Origin of the sequence: Nocardioides luteus, assembly GCF_014648595.1 — a bacterium.
Taxonomy (GTDB): Bacteria; Actinomycetota; Actinomycetes; order Propionibacteriales; family Nocardioidaceae; genus Nocardioides; species Nocardioides luteus.
The window spans coordinates 150,588-170,245 of the sequence record NZ_BMRK01000003.1 but is presented as its reverse complement, the minus strand read 5'-3'; the positions used below and the strand labels follow the sequence as shown (position 1 = coordinate 170,245).

16 protein-coding genes are annotated in these 19,658 nt (G+C 68.5%); 13 read left to right on the top strand and 3 right to left on the bottom strand.

The genetic code is table 11. From position 1 onward, the window contains the following. The first annotated feature begins 365 nt into the window (after positions 1 to 365). The 8 genes from IEY81_RS05265 (at position 366) to IEY81_RS05230 (ending at position 9,874) form a co-directional block, all read left to right on the top strand. Entirely contained in the window at positions 366 to 2,465 is a 2,100-nt protein-coding gene (locus IEY81_RS05265; protein ID WP_189117410.1) for a molybdopterin oxidoreductase family protein, read from the top strand. Then, a complete protein-coding gene (locus IEY81_RS05260) occupies positions 2,462 to 3,961 on the top strand; it encodes an FAD-dependent oxidoreductase (protein ID WP_189117409.1) in 1,500 nt (499 codons plus the stop codon). Before IEY81_RS05265 ends, IEY81_RS05260 begins: the two co-directional genes overlap by 4 nt. After that, positions 3,958 to 6,555, top strand: a complete 2,598-nt coding sequence (gene nirB, locus IEY81_RS05255) for a nitrite reductase large subunit NirB (RefSeq protein WP_189117408.1) — start codon at positions 3,958 to 3,960, stop codon at positions 6,553 to 6,555. Before IEY81_RS05260 ends, nirB begins: the two co-directional genes overlap by 4 nt. Further along, on the top strand, positions 6,552 to 6,902 hold the full coding sequence (gene nirD, locus IEY81_RS05250) for a nitrite reductase small subunit NirD (protein WP_189117407.1): 351 nt from the start codon (positions 6,552 to 6,554) through the stop codon (positions 6,900 to 6,902). Before nirB ends, nirD begins: the two co-directional genes overlap by 4 nt. Positions 6,903 to 6,911: 9 nt before the next feature. Further along, positions 6,912 to 7,424, top strand: coding sequence for a hypothetical protein (locus IEY81_RS05245; protein WP_189117406.1), 513 nt, complete (start codon positions 6,912 to 6,914; stop codon positions 7,422 to 7,424). A gap of 111 nt (positions 7,425 to 7,535) precedes the next feature. Continuing rightward, positions 7,536 to 8,690: a uroporphyrinogen-III synthase gene (locus IEY81_RS05240; protein WP_189117405.1), complete on the top strand. Its 1,155-nt coding sequence runs from the start codon at positions 7,536 to 7,538 to the stop codon at positions 8,688 to 8,690. Beyond that, positions 8,687 to 9,367: a sirohydrochlorin chelatase gene (locus IEY81_RS05235; RefSeq protein WP_189117404.1), complete on the top strand. Its 681-nt coding sequence runs from the start codon at positions 8,687 to 8,689 to the stop codon at positions 9,365 to 9,367. Before IEY81_RS05240 ends, IEY81_RS05235 begins: the two co-directional genes overlap by 4 nt. Before the next feature lie 90 nt (positions 9,368 to 9,457). Then, positions 9,458 to 9,874: a globin domain-containing protein gene (locus IEY81_RS05230; protein WP_189117403.1), complete on the top strand. Its 417-nt coding sequence runs from the start codon at positions 9,458 to 9,460 to the stop codon at positions 9,872 to 9,874. 5 nt (positions 9,875 to 9,879) lie between these two features. Here the strand turns inward: IEY81_RS05230 and argJ are convergent, their stop codons facing one another. Both argJ and IEY81_RS05220 read right to left on the bottom strand, forming a co-directional pair. Then, positions 9,880 to 11,028, bottom strand: a complete 1,149-nt coding sequence (gene argJ, locus IEY81_RS05225) for a bifunctional glutamate N-acetyltransferase/amino-acid acetyltransferase ArgJ (RefSeq protein WP_189117402.1) — start codon at positions 11,026 to 11,028, stop codon at positions 9,880 to 9,882. Positions 11,029 to 11,202: 174 nt separating this feature from the next. Then, positions 11,203 to 11,664, bottom strand: coding sequence for a hypothetical protein (locus IEY81_RS05220; RefSeq protein ID WP_189117401.1), 462 nt, complete (start codon positions 11,662 to 11,664; stop codon positions 11,203 to 11,205). Between the two features lie 336 nt (positions 11,665 to 12,000). Between IEY81_RS05220 and IEY81_RS05215 the strand changes: the two genes are divergently transcribed. The 5 genes from IEY81_RS05215 (at position 12,001) to IEY81_RS05190 (ending at position 18,214) form a co-directional block, all read left to right on the top strand. Continuing rightward, positions 12,001 to 13,842, top strand: a complete 1,842-nt coding sequence (locus IEY81_RS05215; protein WP_189117400.1) for a phosphoenolpyruvate carboxykinase (GTP) — start codon at positions 12,001 to 12,003, stop codon at positions 13,840 to 13,842. Between the two features lie 164 nt (positions 13,843 to 14,006). After that, positions 14,007 to 14,381, top strand: coding sequence for a DUF805 domain-containing protein (locus IEY81_RS05210; RefSeq protein WP_229787371.1), 375 nt, complete (start codon positions 14,007 to 14,009; stop codon positions 14,379 to 14,381). 56 nt (positions 14,382 to 14,437) lie between these two features. After that, on the top strand, positions 14,438 to 14,935 hold the full coding sequence (locus IEY81_RS05205) for a PGPGW domain-containing protein (RefSeq protein ID WP_189117398.1): 498 nt from the start codon (positions 14,438 to 14,440) through the stop codon (positions 14,933 to 14,935). Between the two features lie 206 nt (positions 14,936 to 15,141). Continuing rightward, positions 15,142 to 16,029, top strand: a complete 888-nt coding sequence (locus IEY81_RS05200; RefSeq protein WP_189117397.1) for a hypothetical protein — start codon at positions 15,142 to 15,144, stop codon at positions 16,027 to 16,029. A 1,789-nt stretch (positions 16,030 to 17,818) separates the two neighbouring features. Beyond that, positions 17,819 to 18,214 (top strand): RidA family protein, encoded by a 396-nt coding sequence (locus IEY81_RS05190; protein WP_189117633.1) that lies wholly within the window; start codon positions 17,819 to 17,821, stop codon positions 18,212 to 18,214. Positions 18,215 to 18,280: 66 nt separating this feature from the next. Here IEY81_RS05190 and IEY81_RS05185 read toward each other — a convergent pair whose 3' ends face one another. Continuing rightward, positions 18,281 to 19,636 carry a hypothetical protein gene (locus IEY81_RS05185; RefSeq protein WP_189117396.1) on the bottom strand — a complete coding sequence of 452 codons (1,356 nt, stop codon included), beginning with the start codon at positions 19,634 to 19,636 and terminating at the stop codon, positions 18,281 to 18,283. Between the last annotated feature and the right edge of the window lie 22 nt (positions 19,637 to 19,658).

Sequence of the window (19,658 nt, the reverse complement as noted above, 5' to 3'; positions counted from 1 at the left end):
TCAGTTACGTCGGCCGAGACGTCAGTTGTGTCGGTCGAGACGTCAGTTACGTCGGCCGAGATGGTTTGGTGCCCGCTCGGTCGACCAAAGCGACGCTTCGCGCGACCGGGGTGACGCCTCGAGCGCCCGGGCTGACGCTTCGGTCGACGGCCGCGACGCCTCGGCCGCCCACGCTGACGCTTCGAGTGCCCGGGCTGACGCTTCGGCCGACGGCAGCGACGCCTCGGCCGACGGGGGAGACCTCTCGGCGTTGTGAGGTGGTGAGCGGAAGTTGACGGAAGGGGTACGGAGAGCCGGTCGGGGCGAAACCTTGACGCCGGAATGTAGAGGTCGCCAGTCCCCGACCCGAAACGGTGTGAGTACGCGTGACCGACACCCACTGCCCTTACTGCAGCTTGCAGTGCGGGATGACCCTTTCACGCAAAGGGCCCCGGCTGGAGGTCAGTGAGCGAACGTTCCCGGTGAACGAGGGCGCACTGTGTCGCAAGGGGTGGACGGCTGCGGGGCTGCGCGGGAGCCGAGAGCGGCTGACCACGCCGATGGTGCGCGACCGGGCGACCGGGGAGTGGAGCGCGGCGACGTGGGACGAGGCGCTCGACCTCGTCGCGGGGAAGCTCGCCGACCTGCGTAGCACCCACGGCGCTGACGCCAACGCCGTCTTCGGCGGCGGCGGGCTGACCAACGAGAAGGCTTACCAGCTCGGGAAGTTCGCCCGGGTCGCCCTGGGCACCTCGCAGATCGACTACAACGGCCGCTGGTGCATGAGCTCCGCAGCGACAGCCGGCAACCAGGCGTTCGGCGTCGACCGCGGGCTGCCGTTCCCGCTGGCCGACATCGAGCAGACCGACGTCTGCGTACTCGTCGGCTCCAACCTCGCCGAGACGATGCCGCCGGCGGCGCGCCATCTCGACCGGCTGCGCGAGAACGGCGGCAAGGTCGTCGTCATCGACCCGCGCTTGACCCCGACCGGCGAGCGGGCCGACCTCTTCCTCCAGCCGGTCCCCGGCACCGACCTGCCCCTCGCCCTCGGCGTGCTCCATCTGCTCGACGCCGCCGGCGCGGTCGACGAGGACTACGTCGCCGAGCGGACGACGGGCTTCGAGGACGTACGCCGCTCCGTCGCTGCCTGGTGGCCCGAGATGGTCGAGCGGGTCAGCGGTGTCGAGGCCGCGCAGCTGCGGGAGCTCGCCTCGCTGCTGGCCGGTGCAGGGAAGGTCATGGTGCTGACCGCTCGTGGCGCCGAGCAGCACGCCCAGGGCACCGCCACCGTCCTCGCCTGGATCAACATCGCGCTCGCGCTCGGCATGCCGGGCCGACCGTACTCCGGCTACGGCTGCCTGACCGGTCAGGGCAACGGCCAGGGCGGGCGCGAGCACGGTCAGAAGGCCGACCAGCTCCCGGGGTACCGGATGATCGACGACCCCGCGGCCCGCGAGCACGTCGCCGCGGTCTGGGGTGTCGCGCCCGAGTCGATCCCCGGCAAGGGCCGCTCGGCCTACGAGCTCCTCGACGCGCTCGGCACCCCGGACGGCCCCAAGAGCCTGCTCGTCTTCGGCTCCAACATCGTCGTCTCCGCCCCCAACGCCACCCACATCGCCTCCCGCCTCGCCGCACTCGACCTGCTGGTCGTCGCCGACATGGTGATGAGCGAGACCGCCGCTCTCGCCGACGTCGTCCTGCCGGTCACCCAGTGGGCCGAGGAGACCGGCACCATGACCAACCTCGAGGGCCGGGTCATCCTGAGAAATCAGGCGATCACCCCGCCCGAGAACGTACGTTCCGACCTCGATGTGATCGCCGGGCTGGCGGCGCGTCTCGAGATACTCCAGGGACTTTCCGTCGGTTACTCACCAGTAGACCGACCGAAACTCCCTGGACTACCCGGTCCGACCTGGTCCACCGACCCCGCCGAAGTCTTCGACGAGCTGCGAGCAGCCTCGAAGGGCGGCAAGGCCGACTACAGCGGCATCACCTACGACCGCATCCGCGAGGAGGACGGCGTCTTCTGGCCGTGCCCGGAGGGCAGCGAGGGCACTCCGCGGCTCTTCGCCGAGGAGTTCTTCCACCCCGACGGCAGGGCGCGCTTCGTCGACGTCGCCCACCGAGGTCCGGCCGAGGTGACCACTGACGACTACCCGCTCCACCTGACCACCGGCCGGGTGCTCGCGCAGTACCAGTCCGGCGCTCAGACCCGGCGCATCAAGGAGCTCCCCGACGAGGGTGCCTTCGTCGAGATGCACCCGCTCCTGGCCGGCCGCGTCGGCGCCCACGACGGCGACCCGGTCGTCGTACGCACGCCGCGCGGCGAGATGAAGGCGCCCGCTCGGATCGTCGCCACGATCCGCCCCGACACGATCTTCGTGCCGTTCCACTGGGTCGGCGCCAACAAGCTCACCAACGACGCCCTCGACCCCTCCAGCCGGATGCCGGAGTTCAAGGTCTGCGCTGCGGCGGTGAGCGCATGAGCAGCGAAGCGACCGCAGGTGACGTGTTATCCCAGTCCGCGCCGCCGCAGAAGCGCATCGTCATCATCGGCGGCGGCATGGCCGCAGCCCGTCTGGTGGAGGGGCTGGTCGCGCGCGGCCTGGGGTCGCAGACGACCGTGCTCGCGGAGGAGCCGCACGTCCCGTACAACCGGATCCTGCTCTCCGCCGTGCTCGAAGGGACCCACCGTCCCGGGGCGCTCGCGCTGCGCGAGAAGCAGTGGTACGCCGACCGGGGAGTCGATCTCCGCCTGGGCAGCCTCGTCGTCGACATCCACCGCGACACCAAGACGGTCGAACTCGCCGACCGGACGCGGGTCCCGTACGACGCCGTCGTGCTGGCGACCGGGGCGATCCCGACCCTGCCGCCGATCCGTGGCGTGGTGCGGATGGACGGCTCGATGGATCCGCGGGTGCAGGCGTTCCGCAGCCTCGACGACTGCGCGCGGCTGCTCGACACGCTCCACGACCATCCCCACGGCAAGCCGCGCAGCGCGGTGATAGTCGGCGGCGGCCTGCTCGGTCTCCAGGTCTCCCGAGCGCTCGCGGTCCGGGGCATCGAGACCGAGATCGTCGAAGGGCGCGACCACCTGCTCAGCAGCCAGGTCGACGCGTCCGCCGGCAAGGTGCTGAAGCGGTCGATGGCCAAGCTCGGCACCCAGGTCTACCTGGGCGCCCGCGCGACCAGGCTGACCGACGAGGGTCTCCGGCTCGACAACGGCTACACGCTCGAGACCGACCTGGTGGTGCTCACCGCCGGCGGCCGTCCCCGCGCAAATCTCGCCAGAAGGGCCGAGCTCACCGTCAACCGCGGCATCGTCGTCGACGACCAGCTGCGCAGCGTCGACGATCCCGACGTCTACGCGATCGGCGACTGCGCCGAGCACAACGCGACCACCACCGGCTTCGTCAGCCCTGCGTGGGAACAGGCCGGCGTCCTCGCCGAGGTGCTCGCCGGCAACGAGGCCGCCTACGAGGGCCACCGGGTCGTCGCCCGCCTGCGCGCCACCGATCTCGACGTCTGCGTGCTCGGCGAGCCTCAGCACGAGAGCGGCGAGGTCGTCGAGATCGCCAACCCGATCAAGGGCACCCACCGCAAGCTGGTCGTACGCGACGGCCGCATCGTCGCCGGTGCCCTCGTCGGCGACCTGAGCCGGGTCGGCCTGATCACCCAGGCCTTCGACCGGCAGACCGTCCTGGGCGAGCACGAGGCCGGGAAGCTCCTCCTGCCCGAGCCGTCCGCCGCCGGGTCCGGCGTCCCGACCCTGCCCGACGACGCCGAGATCTGCGCTTGCGCCGGGGTCAGTGCGGGCCGGATCCGGGCGTGCACCTCCCTCGAGGACGTACGCGACAGCACCCGCGCCACCACCGGATGCGGCGGCTGCGCACCGACCGTCCGTCAGCTCCTTGCCACTCGTCCCAACAGCACCCAGCAGCCCAGCGATACGAAGCTCAGTCTGGAAGGAACCACCTCATGAGCCCTCACCTCCGCAAGAAGGTCGTCGTGGTCGGCCACGGCATGGTCGGCCACCGCTTCGTCACCGCCGCGATCGAGCGTGGACTCACCGAGACCCACGACATCGTCGTGCTCGGGGAGGAGCCGCGGCCGGCGTACGACCGGGTCGCCCTCACCAGCTTCTTCGAGGTCGGCGCCGAGGCCCTCTCCTTCCTGCCCTCCGGTGCCTACGAGGACCCGCGGGTCACGCTGCGCACCAGCACGAGCGTCATCGAGATCGACCCCGCCGCCCAGACCGTGATGCTCGCCGACGGCGAGGAGATGGCGTACGACGAGCTCGTGCTCGCCACCGGAGCGGCCCCGTTCGTGCCGCCGGTGCCTGGGGCCGAGCTCGGCAACGTCTTCGTCTACCGCACGATCGAGGACCTGGAGGCGATCCGGCAGGCCGCCAGGACCGCGAAGGCGGGAGCCGTGATCGGCGGAGGGCTGCTCGGGCTGGAGGCGGCCAACGCGCTGCACCAGCTCGGCGTCGAGACCCATGTCGTCGAGATGAACCCGAGGCTGATGTCGGTGCAGATCGACGAGGCCGGTGGGCGCATGCTCGGGCGGCACATCGCCGACCTCGGGCTCACCGTGCACACGAGCGTGGTGACGGAGTCGATCTCGCCGGACGCCGGGGTCTCGACCGGCTCGACCACCGTGGGTGCGCTCAAGTTCAGGGACGTCGACGAGCCGCTCGCCGTCGACATGGTGGTCTTCTCGGCCGGCATCCGGCCTCGTGACGCACTCGCCCGCGCGGCCGGTCTCGACCTGGCCGAGCGCGGCGGCGTGCTGGTCGACGAGCAGTGCCGCTCCTCGGACCCGCACGTGTGGGCGGTCGGCGAGTGCGCCGCCCCCGCCGGGCGGATGTACGGCCTGGTGGCGCCCGGCTACGACATGGCCGAGGTCGTCGCCGACGCGCTCCTGGGCGGCCAGGGCACCTTCACCGGCGCCGACATGTCGACCAAGCTCAAGCTGCTCGGCGTCGACGTGGCGAGCTTCGGCGACGCCCACGGCACCACCGACGAGTGCCTCGAGCTGACGTACTCCGACGCGGTCGCCGGTGTCTACAAGAAGCTGGTGATCAGCGAGGACGGCACCCGGCTGCTCGGTGGCGTGCTGGTCGGCGACGCCTCCGCGTACGGCCTGCTCCGCCCGATGGTCGCCTCGGGCATGATGCTTCCGGAGAACCCGGAGGAGCTGATCCTCCCTCAGTCCACGGGCGGTGGGGGAGGCATCCAGCTTCCGCCGGAGGCGCAGGTCTGCTCGTGCAACGACGTGACCCGCGGTGACATCGAGGCGGCGGTCGACGACGGCTGTCAGAGTGCCGCGGAGGTCACGAAGGCGACCAAGGCCGGAAGCACCTGCGGCTCCTGCAAGGTGCAGGTGAAGACGATCGTCGAGGACTACTTCACCGCTCAGGGCAAGACCGTCGACACCTCGCTCTGCGAGCACTTCAGCATGACCCGCGCCGAGCTCTTCGACGTGGTCCTGATCCACGGCTACAAGACCTTCGACCAGATCATCGAGGCCCACGGCACCGGCCGCGGCTGTGACCTGTGCAAGCCGGCCGTGGCGAGCATCCTGGCCAGCCAGCTCAACGGCCACGTGCTGGCCAAGGAGAACCGCAAGCTCCAGGACACCAACGACGCCTACCTCGCCAACCTGCAGAAGAACGGCTCCTACTCGGTCGTCCCGCGCATCCCCGGCGGCGAGATCACCCCCGAGGGGCTGATCGTGATCGGTGAGGTCGCCAAGGACTTCGGCCTCTACACCAAGATCACCGGCGGCCAGCGCATCGACATGTTCGGCGCCAGGATGGAGGACCTGCCGGCGATCTGGAAGCGGCTGGTCGACGCCGGGTTCGAGTCGGGCCATGCGTACGGGAAGTCGCTGCGTACGGTGAAGTCCTGTGTCGGCTCGACCTGGTGCCGCTACGGCGTCCAGGACTCCGTCGGCCTCGCGATCATGCTGGAGACCCGCTACCGCGGGCTGCGCTCGCCCCACAAGCTCAAGGGCGGCGTCTCCGGGTGCGCCCGTGAGTGCGCGGAGGCGCGCGGCAAGGACTTCGGCGTCATCGCCACCGAGAAGGGCTGGAACCTGTACGTCGGGGGCAACGGTGGCGCGATCCCGGCCCACGCCCAGCTGCTCGCCGGTGACCTGAGCACCGAGGAGCTGGTCCGCTACCTGGACCGCTTCCTGATGTACTACGTCCGCACCGCCGACCGCCTCCAGCGCACCGCGACCTGGATCGACTCCCTCGACGGCGGCCTGGACCGCGTCCGCGAGGTCGTCATCGACGACGTGCTCGGCCTCGGCACCGAGCTCGAGGCCGCGATGGCACGCCACACCGAGACCTACTTCGACGAGTGGAAGGCGACGATCGAGGACCCGGAGAAGCTGCGCCGCTTCGTCTCCTTCGTCAACGCCCCCGAGGTCCCGGACCCGAACATCTCCTTCGGGTCCACGCGCGGCCAGATCGTCCCCGAGGTGGGCGCGGAGCCGGTCTCGCTGGGTGCCTCGATCCCCGTCGGCCTTCCCGATCTCGTAGAGCCCACCCTGGAGGAGTCGCGATGAACGCAGCTCAGACCGTCACGTACATCTCCGTCTGTCGTCTCGACGACATCGACCCCGAGACCGGCGTCGCAGCGCTGGTCCGAGGTGAGGCGGTGGCCGTCTTCCGCACCGTCGACGACCGCGTCTTCGCACTGTCCAACTACGACCCGTTCGGGCACGCCTCGGTGCTGGCCCGCGGCATCGTCGGGACCCGGGGCGAGGTGCCGTTCGTCGCGTCCCCGCTGCTCAAGCAGCCCTTCGCGCTGGAGACCGGCATCTGCCTCGACGACCCGTCGATCTCGGTCGCGACCTACGACGTCGACGTCGTGGACGGGGAGGTACGGATCGGCGCCCGCCGCCCGCACTAAGGTGTCGCCATGACCGATCCTGCCCTCGGGGCCACGCAGCCTTCGACCGGGCCGCTGGCCATCATCGAGTCCATGCGGTGGCCGACGCGTCAGTGGCTCAGCGTGGCCGTCTCGGTGGTGCTGACCCCGATCGCCCTCGCGAGCTTGATGTCCGGCGGATATCTGCACTACACCGAGGCCACCCTGCAGTTCGAGAACTCGCCGGTCGGAGTCGGCTTGATGATCCTGGGCGCGCTGCTGCTCCTCGTGGTCTCAGCCGTCGCTCGGGTCGCGGGCATCGGTCCGGTCGCCGCGGGCGTGCTGTGCGCGCTGTTCGGGGTGGTCGCGATGTTCTCTCGGCACTTCCTCTGGGACGCGACGGACCTCTTCGGCGTCCGCTCGCTGCAGATCGGCACCCTCAACTTCGCCATCGTCCTGCTGCCGGCCGTCGGAGCACTCCTCATCGGCACCGGGTTCTCCGGCCGGTGGAAGCGGGACGCGGCCGAGCGGCCCGCCACCGGTGGGGCGATCGTCGAGCTGTGACCGCCCCTGCTGCCGCTTCCGGATCGGGGGCTGTGAGACCGTGAGCGAAACTTAGCCCCCACGATCGAGCAGCCCGCGTACGCCGAAATGCGGCTGCCACAGGGTGGAAGCATGGCGGTGCAGAATGCGCAGGAGATCTACGATTCCGATGTGGACGGTGGCGCGCTGAGCGGCTTCCGCGTCGGTGTGACCGCGGCGCGGAAGGCCGAGGAGCAGATCAATCTGCTGGAGAGGCGGGGTGCCCAGGTGGTCTGGGCGCCCGCGCTCTCCGTCGACCCCAACCGGGTCGACGCCGGCGCGCTGCGCACGGTGACCGAGCAGATCATCGGGCAGAAGATCGACATGTTCCTGGCCACGACGGGCATCGGCACGCGTACGTGGTTCGACGCCGCCGAGGAGTGGGGCCTGCTCGACCCGCTCCTGGAGACGCTCGGCCGTGCCGAGATCCTGGCGCGCGGGCCCAAGTCGGTCGGCGCGCTGCGCCGACGCGGGCTGCGGGAGCTGTGGGCTCCCGAGTCGGAGGAGTTCGACGACGTCCTGGAGCACCTGCGCGGCCGCGACCTCACCGGCAAGCGGATCGTGGTGCAGGAGCACGGGCAGTCCCTGTCGATGGTCGCCCACGCGCTGACCCGGCAGGGCGCCGAGGTCGTCAACGTGACCGTCTACCGGGTCGAGTCGGCCTCCGACCCCGAGCCGATGTTCCGGCTCGTCGAGACCCTGGCCGACGGTGAGCTGGACGCGGTCACGTTCACCTCTGCGCCCGCCGTCGCGGCGTTCATGCAGGCGGCCGGGTCGGTCGGCCTGCGTGACGAGGTCGTGGCTGCGTTCCAGGCCGACGTGGTCGCCGCCTGTGTCGGGCCGGTGACGGCCGCGGCCTTCGAGATGTGGGGCGTACCGACCATGGTCCCCGACCGCTCACGCACCGCGGCGATGGTCAAGATGCTCGAGACGGAGCTGCCGCTGCGGCGCTCGGGGCTCATGGTCGAGCTCGCCGGCGGACACCAGCTGCTGCTCCACGACGACGCGGTCATCCTCGACGGCGCCGAGGTGAAGCTCTCACCCGCCCCAGCCGCGGTCCTCGGCGCGCTGGTCGCCAACCCCGGCAACGTCGTCTCCCGTCCTGCCCTGCTCGCCATGCTCCCCTCCGGCACCGCAGGCTCCGAGCACGCCGTCGAGATGGCGGTCGCCCGGCTCCGCTCCGTCCTCGGCACCAAGACGATCCAGACCGTCGTGAAGCGCGGCTACCGGCTGGCGGTGGCCTCGTGAGGCTCGTCGTGGTCGCCCACGGCACCCGCCAGCTGCTCGGCAACGCCGTCGCCTCGATCATCGCCAAGCGCGCCGGCCGGGTGCTGGTGATGGAGTCGCGAGCCGCGTACGTCGAGCTCTGCGAGCCGCTGCTCACCGACGTCCTCGCGGACCGGCAGCCGTCGGTCGTGGTCCCGCTGCTGCTCTCGAGCGGCTATCACATCAAGGTCGACCTGCCGCAGGCCGCCGAGGGGCTGCCCGTGGCGATGGGCCGCGCGCTCGGGCCAGACGGCTTGCTCGCCACCGCTCAGGTCTCCCGACTCGTCGCCGCCGGTGCGTCCCCTGGCCAGCCCGTGGTCCTGGTCGCCGCCGGCTCCAACGACCCGTCGGCGCGTGCCGACCTCGCCGGCGCAGGCCTTCTGCTGGAGGCGGTCTGGGGTGGCACGGTCCGGGTCGCCACGGTCTCCGGCTCGGGCGCTCCACCGATCGCCGAGGTCGTACGTCCCGGCGACGCCGTCTCCCCCTACCTGCTCGCCCCCGGCTTCTTCTCCGACCTGGTCCGGTCACGCTCGACGGCGGCCGGGGCGGAGATCGTCGCCGACGTGATCGGTCCCCACCCCGACGTGGTCGAGCTGGTCGTACGTCGCGCATCGACGCTCCTCGGCGACGCCGACCTCACCCGGTCGCAGGTCGGGTGACGTCCTGCTGTGAGGTTGTGAGATCGCATTCACCGCGGTCTTTCTCCGCGGTGGCCGTGGTCGTCACACGCGCACGAGACCGTGGTTGTCATGGACAAAGACATCCTCACCGAGAGCCTCCTGCTGGTCGACGGCCAGGAGCACGCCCTGACGCCACGCTTCTACTCGATCCTGTTCGAGCGCTATCCCGCCGTACGCCCGATGTTCTCGGCCGACATCGCCCCGCAGGCCAAGATGCTGCGCGAGGCCGTGGTCGCCGTGGTCGACCACCTCGACGACGCCGCCTGGCTCTCCGGGACCCTGGGTGCGCTGGGCCGTAAGCACGCCGGCCTGGGCGTCACCCCGCCGATGTACGACGCCGTGGCCGAGTGCATGATCGCCGCCATGGAGGAGCTCGGCGGGGACGAGTGGACCCCGGAGATGACCGCAGCGTGGACCGAGGCGCTGGGTGCGGTCGCCGGGCTGATGCTCGCCGGGGCGGAGGCCGATCAGGCCGAGGCGGTCTAGTCGGCTCAGGTGGTGTAGTCGGCGTTGATCCGGATGTAGCCCTCGGTGAGATCGCAGCCGTAGACCGTGAACTCACCGGAGGCGATGCCGAGGTCGACCTCGATCGAGACCTCGTCGCCAGACAGATAAGTCGATAAATCGGCCAGTAGATCTTCGGAGACCTGCACCGGGTAGATCTCCGTCCCGCCGAAGGCGATGCGGACTCGCTCGGGGTCGATGTCGGTCTCGTCGTGGAGCTTGCCGATCGCCATCGCGATCCGGCCCCAGTTGGGGTCGGCGCCGTGGACGGCGGTCTTGACCAGCGGCGAGTTCACGATGGCCTTGCCGACCCGCTTCGCCTGGGCGTCGTCGCGAGCGCCGCTGACGCTCACCTCGATCAGCGTGGAGGCGCCTTCGCCGTCGGAGGCGATCTTCTTCACCAGCGCCAGGGCGGCGTCGTAGAGCTGCGCCTCGAACTCGGCGAGGTCGACCGGGCCGGCCTCGCCGGAGGCGAAGATCGCCGCGGTGTCGGAGGTGGAGGTGTCGGTGTCGATCGAGACCGCGTTGTAGGTGCGGTCGACGACCCGGCGGAAGACGGCGTCGAGGTCTGCGGCGGACACCTCGGCGTCGGTGAAGAAGTACGTCAGCATCGTCGCCATGTCGGGCTCGATCATCCCGACGCCCTTGGCGACGCCGGTGATCGTCGCGCCGCCGACGGTGCGGGTCTCGACCTTGGCGATCGTGTCGGTGGTCATGATCGCGGTCGCGATCGCCTCGAAGTCGGCCTCGGCCGCCGTGCCGTAAAGCTTCTCGATGGCCGGGGTGATGACCTCCATCGGGTACTGCACACCGATCACGCCCGTCGAGGCCACCAGGAGCTCCTCGGGGCGGACGCCGACGACCTCGGCCGCCAGGCGGCGTACCTCTCTCGCGTTGGCCTCGCCCGTCGCACCGGTCGCGACGTTGGCGTTCTTCGAGATGGTCACCACGCCCCGGAACGCGGAGACGTCCGAGGCGCGCGAGAGCAGCACCGAGGCGCCCGCGAAGCGGGATCGGGTGAAGACCGCAGCGCTCGTGACCGAGCCGGCGGGGGCGGCGACGACGGCGAAGTCGTCAGCGCCCTCCTTGAGGCCGAGGTTGGCGGTGACTCCGACGAATCCAGCGGGCTGCGACATAGCCGGATTCTAAGCGGCGCGGGTGCTCGTTGGTCCGGCAGTCTCGCGGGCGTGGGCGGTCACATGGTGAGACGCCGAGGCGTACTTGACGGGCACTTCATGGACTTGACGGGTGTTTCAGTGCCCGTCAAGTCCAGGGATACCCGGTCGACCGGGTATCCCACGCCCGGTCCCTCAGGCCCGAACCCAGGCGAACGCAGCCGCCTCGAGGATCATCCACGACCGGAGCACGCGCCCCACGAACGTGATCCCGACGAAGAGGATGAGGTTGCACTTGAGCGTGCCGTAGATGACGGCGAGGATCGCGAGCGGCGGCAGGCCGCTGAGAGCGGCCGCGGCGAGGAGACCGCCGGCGTAGGCGGGTCGTCCCTGCGTACGCTGCTCCCACTTCGACCGACGCTGCTGCCACTTCTCCGTGGACATCTTCTTGCGGACGAAGGGGAGGGCGGTGGTGCCTTGGCCGGCGTAGTACCAGACCACCTTGGAGCTGGTCTGGCCGATGCCCGCCACCAGGGCGAGGAGGAGGGCGGAGAAGGTGAGGTTCGAGGCGGCCACCGCGAGGTAGGTCTCGAAGTTGATGATGGGGAAGAGGCCTCCGGTGAAGGAGGTGGCGAAGGTCCCGAGAATGAGCTCCATCAGCCGACCACTTGTCCGGTCACTGGTCCGGTGGCGCAAAGAGGGTTCGACTCAGCGAACATGTGTTGGGGGATCACGCGCAGAAGATTAGATGTAATCCGTGTCACTGCGCGACATGGAGCGTCTCATCCACATTACGGACCCCTCGCCGAAATGAGGCATTTGTCACTATGACGAGGGCTGACGAGGGTCTCCGGACCCGGCGACGGCAGTTGGATCGATCAATTGTCGCAGCCCGCGATCGATGACCCACTCTGGTGCACGGTACCCCGGTTGGAGCCCTCTTCAACTGGGGTAACGTGCCTGCAATCGGCGAAACTTTTGAAGGGTGTCGGAATGGTTGACGTGGAGAAGGTCCTCGATGAGGCGGGGCTGACGAATCCTCATGTTCGGGAGTACGTCTCCTACTGGGCAGGGATCACCGGAGCCGAGCGGGTCGAGGTCGTCAGCGCAGCCGACGACGAGCGGCTCCTCCAGGAGTCCCTCGAGGCCGGCGAGCTCCTCCCGGTGACCGGCGGCCGTTACTACAGCCGTTCCTACAGCAAGGACACCGCGCGCTCCGAGGAGCGCACTGTGGTCGCCACCTCCAACCCGGAGGACAAGGGCGTCTACAACAACTGGAAGCCCGCCGAGGAGGTCGTCAAGACCCTCACCGAGCGGATGACCGGCGCCTCGGCCGGCAAGACGATGTACGTCATCCCCTACCTGATGGCTCCGGCCGGCTCGCCGCTCGAGGCCTACGCCGCGGGCGTCGAGCTCACCGACAGCCGCCCCGTCGTGCAGCAGATGATCCGGATGGCGCGCGTCGGCATCGACTACATCAACAACCTCGAGGACCCGAACTCCTTCGTCCGCGCGGTCCACGTGACCGGCGACCTGCCCAACCTCGGCCAGGGCACCGACCGCGACCAGCGCCTCTTCGCGACCGTCGCCGACCAGCGCACGATCCTCCACTACGGCTCCTCCTACGGCGGCAACGCGCTGCTGGGCAAGATCGCCCACGGCCTGCGCCAGGCCTGCTACGACGGCCGCGCCTCCGGCAAGTTCCTCGCCGAGCAGTTCCTGCTGCTGGGCATCGAGGACAAGGAGACCGGCGAGAAGTTCCACGTCGTCGGCGGCTTCCCTTCGGCCTCCGGCAAGACCAACCTCTCGATGACCTTCACCCCCGACGCGCTCGGCGACCGCTACAAGGTCAGCTTCTACGGTGACGACATCGCCTGGATCTGGGTCGGCGAGGACGGCAAGCTCTACGCCTTCAACCCGGAGAACGGCGTCTTCGGCGTCGCCAAGGACACCAACGAGGGCTCCAACCCGGGTGCCATCGCGGGCATCGAAGAGGGTTCCGGCGCGATCTTCACCAACGTGGCCTACAACGAGAAGACCCAGGAAGTCTGGTGGGAGGGCAAGACCAAGCACCACCCCGACGACCTCGACGGCTGGATCGACTGGAAGGGCGAGAAGATCGCCAACCGGATCGCCGACGAGCTGGGCGACCCGTGGGCCCACCCCAACTCCCGCTTCACGATCCCGATCTCGCGCGTGCCGAACGCTGCCGACGACTACGACGCCCCGACCGGCGTGCCGGTCGACGCGATCATCTTCGGCGGGCGCACCCGTGACCGCGAGCCGCTGATCCGCGCGATCGGCGACGTCGCCGAGGGTGTGTACGACGGCCTGACGCTGGGTGCCGAGGCGACCTTCGCCGCCGAGGGTGTCGAGGGCCAGCTGCGCTACGACCCGATGTCGATGCGGCCGTTCCTGGCCTACGAGGAGGGCGACTACGCCCGCCACTGGCTGAACATCATCAACGCGGCCACCGAGAAGCCGATCTTCGCCCACGTCAACTGGTTCCAGCGCGACCCGGAGGACGGCCACTTCCTGTGGCCCGGATTCCGCGAGAACGTGCGGGCGCTGCTGTGGCTGCAGGCCTACCAGAAGGGCGAGGTCAAGGGCCAGGAGACCGCCGTCGGCGTGATCCCGACGCAGGAGGAGCTCGACCTGCGCGGCCTCGACCTGCCGCAGGAGGACCTCGACCGCATCCTCAACATCGACGTCGAGCGGTGGCAGCAGGAGATGGGCTTCCGCGAGGAGCACCTCAAGCAGTTCAAGCTGCCGGAGGAGATCTGGGAGGCGCACAAGCGCGTCGCGGCCGCCATCGACGAGGCTGCGAAGGGCTGACGTTCCACATCGAGGGGGCGGCGTACGGAGAATGCTTCCGTACGTCGCCCCTGATGTTTCCAGGTGCAACCGTTTGCTACGGGAAGATGAACTTTGCTGCTATCTGGAACAGATGCCCGGGCCGATATTTACGTGGCCGACGTCCCCACCTAAGGTTCCTGCCCGTGACGATCCCCTTGGACCAGCCGCTCCGTGCGGCCTCGATCACCGAGGCCTACGCGCGGTTCTGGAAGAAGTACGCGACGTTCTCGGGTCGCGCCAGCCGCACCGAGCTGCTCTGGCCGATGCTCGTGAACCTTCTCCTGCTCATCGTCCTCGTGCTGGCGCGCAACGACGTGGTGAGCCTCGTGATCAGCCTCTACGCGCTGGCGGCGTTCGTGCCGTCCATCGCCCTCGGCGCGCGCCGTCTCCACGACATCAACCGTTCCGGTTGGTGGCAGCTGATCCTGGTCGTACCCATCATCGGCGACATCGTTCTCGCCGTCCTCTGGCTCACCTTCCCGAGCCCTGAGGGCATCAAATACGACCTCGCCGCATGACCGATCGCAACCCACTCGTTGGTCTCGGGGTTGTACCTGAATGGCAGGCTATTCCCATGAAGTCCCTCGCAGGAGCCGCAGCGAAGCGGCTCGCCTACGAGACCGTCGGCTGGTTGCTGGTGGTCGCCGGCATCGCCGCGATGGTGCTGCCCGGCCCCGGACTGCTGATGCTCTTCGGCGGCCTCGCGGTGCTGTCGAGGCAGTACGCCTGGGCCCGCCGCTACGTCGAGCCGGTGCGGCTCCGGGCGATGCGAGGTGTGGCCGAGGGCGTCGAGACCTGGCCCCGCATCATCCTCTCGACCCTCGGGTCGCTCTGCATCGGCGCCGTCGGCGTCGTCTTCCTGATCAGCCCGCCCGCGCCCCACTGGTGGCCGCTGGAGGCCACCTTCTGGCTCCTCGGCGGAGCCTGGACCGGCGTCACCCTCCTCGCCTCCTCCGCCCTCGCCCTGGGCATCCTCTTCTACTCCTACCGCCGCTTCCACGGCCACCCCGACGCCCGCCACCAGCTCGACGAGGACATCGAGCACACCGGTGAGATGAACCGCGTCGCCTGAGCGTGTTGAAAGGATGCCCACGCCCTAGTCTCGAGGTCGATGGCACTCTGGTACGCCTTCCGCCTAGGCGGACGCGGGCTGCAGGTGCAAAGCACCAGAGCATCGTCACGCTGGACTACGCAAAGCCTCTGGGTGTGGTGCGCGAAGCGGGGGCGAGTTTATGAGAATGACGACAACTGGAAGATCACGGATCGAGGAGGGCGGTGGTGAACCGGTGGTCGACTGCGCGGTTGATCGTGGCTTCGGCCCTAGCGGGTCTGGCGTTGGTAGCGTGCTCATCGGAAACTGATGATGCTGGTCATGGGGTGCAAGCTGGTCAGGTCGAGAAGGTTTCGCCCGAGAAGATCAGCGGAGGCAGTAAAGCTGAACTGGGTCTCCCGACTGGGGTGCTGACCGTCAAGGTAGTGCCTGCGATGGACGAGGTTGCTAGCGATGCTGGCGACCTGAAACCTCGGGACGGGGTGACACTGGTCGGCTTGGCTTGGACTCTCAAACTTCATCCGAGTTCAGATGGGCGCGACGTACTTCTCGATGACCAGACCTTGGAGTCGCTGCCAATGCCTTCTTTCTCACTGCTTGATGGCAACAAGAAGGTGTCTCTTCCGGCAGAGGCGCCATCGCAGTGGTATCGCGGGCTGGTCGTAGGCGCGAAGAACCCTTCGGTCCTCCAGGTGGAGTATGACGGTGTGACGCAAAGCGTCGACCTTGAGACAGGTGTTGTCGAGGGAGATCAAGGTGCTCAGCTGAAGGACCTCGAGTCAGCGTCGACGACTCTCGACAGACGATGCCCGGCTGACGCGTTCAAGCCGAAGGAGGCAGCACTTACGCATGAGTGCGGAGTGCGGGCGGTGCATGTCCTCCCTTACGTCGCCGGGTCGGGCTGGGCGCCGAACGGTCAGACGTGGGTGGTGGTCGATGCCGATATTGAGGGCCAGGCGACCGTACGCATCGGGCAGGACACGGGACGCGAGTTGGCGAGTCCGTCGGACGCAGTGCATAGGTTTGCATTCGCTGCTCCGAACCTGCCCGCTGAAGTGACTTTCGATTTCGGGTCAGGGATTTCGCCGGTCTCGGTCGGTCTGTCCTCGAGTTAGCGATCCTCGATGATCCGCTGCGGAGGCGGCCTCATCGTCGACCCGGGATCGTTCCGGAACAAGAAGGTTTATCCATCGAACGCGCGCCGGCGAACGTCCGTTTCATCGCGACGGCGATGCACGGATGGAGGCTTCGGCCGTCGAGGGAGTTCACCGGGGCGGAACGGCAGGTTTGAGCCTAGCCGTAGTCCCGTGGTGGGCGACCTTCACTTGAAGGCCGAGCGAGTCCTGCGGCCTGACGACAAAGGGCTGCTGCGGTGGTGAAGCTGTCGCCGGTTCTGTTGATCCATCCCCGCCTCTTGCGTCCTGGCCCCTCGTCTTCCTCTTCTAGTCCTACTGCCGCTCCCACGGCCCCCGACGCCCGTCGCCAGCTCGACGACGACATCGAGCACTTGGGTGAGATGAACCGTGTGGCGTGAGCCTCTGCGCCCTCGCCGCATGTCCGGGGGTCGAGGTCGCCTGCCCTTACAAGGTACGTCGAAAAATCGCCTGCCTCCGCGAGTCGCAGGTCTCGCCACGATCGAAATCCGCACGTTCGGTCGCGCGCCGTACTTCGCCGTTGTCTTGCCAAGGTGCGTGTAGACGACACAGTCGGCGGGCTCGGTCCTCCAGGAAGACGTCGTTCCCGGTGTCCGGGAGCGACGTCGATCTGCTCGATACATCGCGTGTCGACGCTTCTGCTTCTAGACCAACGCCGGAGCCAAGTCTAGATTCCCGCGGCAGGCAAGGAGTATCGGTTCGCTACTGCGAGCGCCGTTCGTCCATCGCGCGGCGGAGCTCCGGCGGGTCCAGCGCTTCGACCTCGGCGCCGAGCTGCCACAGTGCCCCTCTGCGTGCCATAAGTCTTGGAAGGTGACCTCCAGACGGAGCCAGCCGTCCGGGTCTGGCGCCTCCGCGCGTACGGCCTCGGCCATGTCGAGCAGTTGGTCGCTCCGTACTGGATCGACACGAACCTGGACGGCGATGTGGCCGTCCGAAAGGAACTGCGCGCAGCGATCGGCCCAGATGCGATGGAGATCGACGTGCTCCGGCCGTTCAGCCGGATCGGGGAGGCGCTCGCTTCCATGATGCGCGACATCCGGAAGGTGCGGTCGACGCCGTCCTCGGTGGTCAGCAGGTAGCCCTTCTCGCGCACGGTGACCAGACCGATCGGGTCGACGATGCATCAGCGCGGCGCCTGGCCTCGGGAGGCGTAGTGGAGGTGCAGCTTGTGTCCGGTGAGCACTGCTTGTCGGACCTCGGCCATGGTGTGGTCGGGGACCTCGTCGACGTCGAGCCGGCGCGAGAGCAGGTCGGTCTCCGGGTCAAGAGGAACCGCTGCGCGGCGTCGCTCGTTGCGGTCTGGTGGCCTTCTGGGAGTGCGTCCACCATCTTCCGCATCGCTGACGCGAGCGCTGAGCCGAGCCCGAAGATCTGCTCGGCACGTCCCGAACCGGCGGTCAGGAGGGCGAGGGCCTCATCATGGTTCAGGCCGGTGAGCTCGGTCCGAAACCCGGGGAGCAAGGAGTAGACACCGTGGCGGCCGCGCTCGGCGTAGACCGGGACGCCGGCGGCCGAAAGCGCTTCGATGTCGCACAGCACGGTACGGGTCGAGCTCGAGCTCCTGGGCGAGGACGTCAGCGGTCAGCCGTCCGCGCTGGCGCAGGAGGAGCACCAGGGACACCAGCCGGTCGGCACGCACGGGTCAGAATCTAATCGAATACCTGACAGAGGATGTCGTGTTTCCTTGCGAGGCTGGATCCGCCGCGGGGGAGGCCCTCGCGTGAGCCGAACGGAGATGGACATGGCGATCGAACGAATCCCAGTGAACCCCGTGACCTGGTCGACGGGGCTGGGCTTCAACCAAGGTGAGGTCGTGACCGGTGCGACCCGCACGCTCTACTGCTCGGGCCAGACCGCGATGGGTGCCGACGGCAAGCCGCAGCACGAAGGCGACATGGTCGCGCAGATCCGTCTGAGCCTCGACAATCTGGAGGCTGTACTCGGTGATGCCGAGATGTCTCTGAGCAACTTGGTCCGGCTCAACGTGTACGCCACCGATGTCGACCTCCTCTTTCAGCATTACGACGCGCTCGCCTCACGCCTCGGCGCGGCGGGGGTAGCGCCAACGACCACCATGCTCGGCGTCACCCGTCTGGCCGTTCCCGGCCAGATGATCGAGCTCGAGGGCACCTCTGTCGCGTGAAGGAAACGACGAGAAGCGGTGCTGATCCGTCTTCTGCTGGATCAGCACCGCTTCTCTTTCACGTTGTTACTTGGACTGGCGAGGCCCGCTCTCGCCGCCGTCAGCGGGAGGGTTGGGAACCCAACCGCGCGATGCGCCAGGGTCCAGAACGTCGCTGGCGGTCTCGGTCCAGTCATCGGTGTAGTCGGCTGCCCACTCCTGGTTCTGGCTGCCGTTCTCGTCGCGCTTCTTGCCGCCGCGGCGACCGCCCACGCCGGCTCCGCGCCCGCCTGCACCAGCCCGACCAGCACCACGGCCGCCAGCCGCACCTGCACCACGGCCGCCAGCCGCACCTGCACCACGTCCGCCGGCTCCACGACCGCCTGCGCCGCGGGCTCCCGCACCTGCACCGGCACCCCTGGCGCCAGCCGCACCCGCACGGGCGCCTGTCGAACGAGCTGCGGCCGACCTCGAGGTGGCTGCCGGGGCGCCCGCCTTCGCGGACGCCCCGCCCGCGGCAAACTTGCTGGCGAGCGCCTTCGCCACGCCTGCGGTCAGGAGCGCGCCGCCGCCAGCAACGGCCATGGCGGTCATCCCGCCGGTTCCGCCCGCGAGCGGAGCCAGCCCGTTGGCCGTTTCGACCATCGCGTACGAGGTCGACGGCGCAGGCGAGCCGTCAGCGTTGATCCACTGGTTGCCGTCCCATTCCGGCTTGTTCTCCGCCTGGTGTGCCTCGATGTTCGCCTTCTCCTGCGCGATGATCTCGTGACCCCAGCCCTCGGGGTAGAGGGTGTTGGAGTTGATCTTCGAGATCCGTGCTCGAGATGCGGCAATCTGGCTGTAGGAGCCCGGGGACGACGGCGGCTTTGGCGCAGGGTCGTTCGGAGACCCGGGCTCTTCCGTAAGGGCACGAACTGGCGGCTGGGATGTGTAGTTTTGCGTATCGACCTGCTCGATTTGTCGTGCAGCAGCCTGTTCAGCGTCAGCGATAGTTGCTTGCTGAGCGTCGTACGCGCGGCGATCGGCTTGGAAGTTCTTCCGGTTTTGAACTGCTTGCGCCGAGTCGATGCCAGGACCGGTCTGGGCGTACTTCGAGGCCGACTCATCCGGGGCAGAGACCGGTTCGAAAGAAAGCTTCTGTTCGAGGGCCCGATGTTTCTCCTGCGCCCGCTTGACCTCAGCGCGGGCCTCACCGAGGGCCTCAATGGCATCTGTGAGTTGTTGGACCTTGCTGGTCAACTTAGTTGCAGAGGTCTGGAACGCAGCTTTGGCAGCGATGCTGGTGTCCGAGGTCTCCTCGAACGCCTCTGGGACCCTCTTCGCAGCTAGGTGGAGGTCTTTCACAAGTTCTTGGAACACCCTTCGGGCGTTCTCCCAGTCCTCCAGACGCGTTTGTATGTCGTCGGGGTCAGCGTTGACCACATACTCTCTGAGAATTGACATCATGGTGCCTCTAGGACCCATG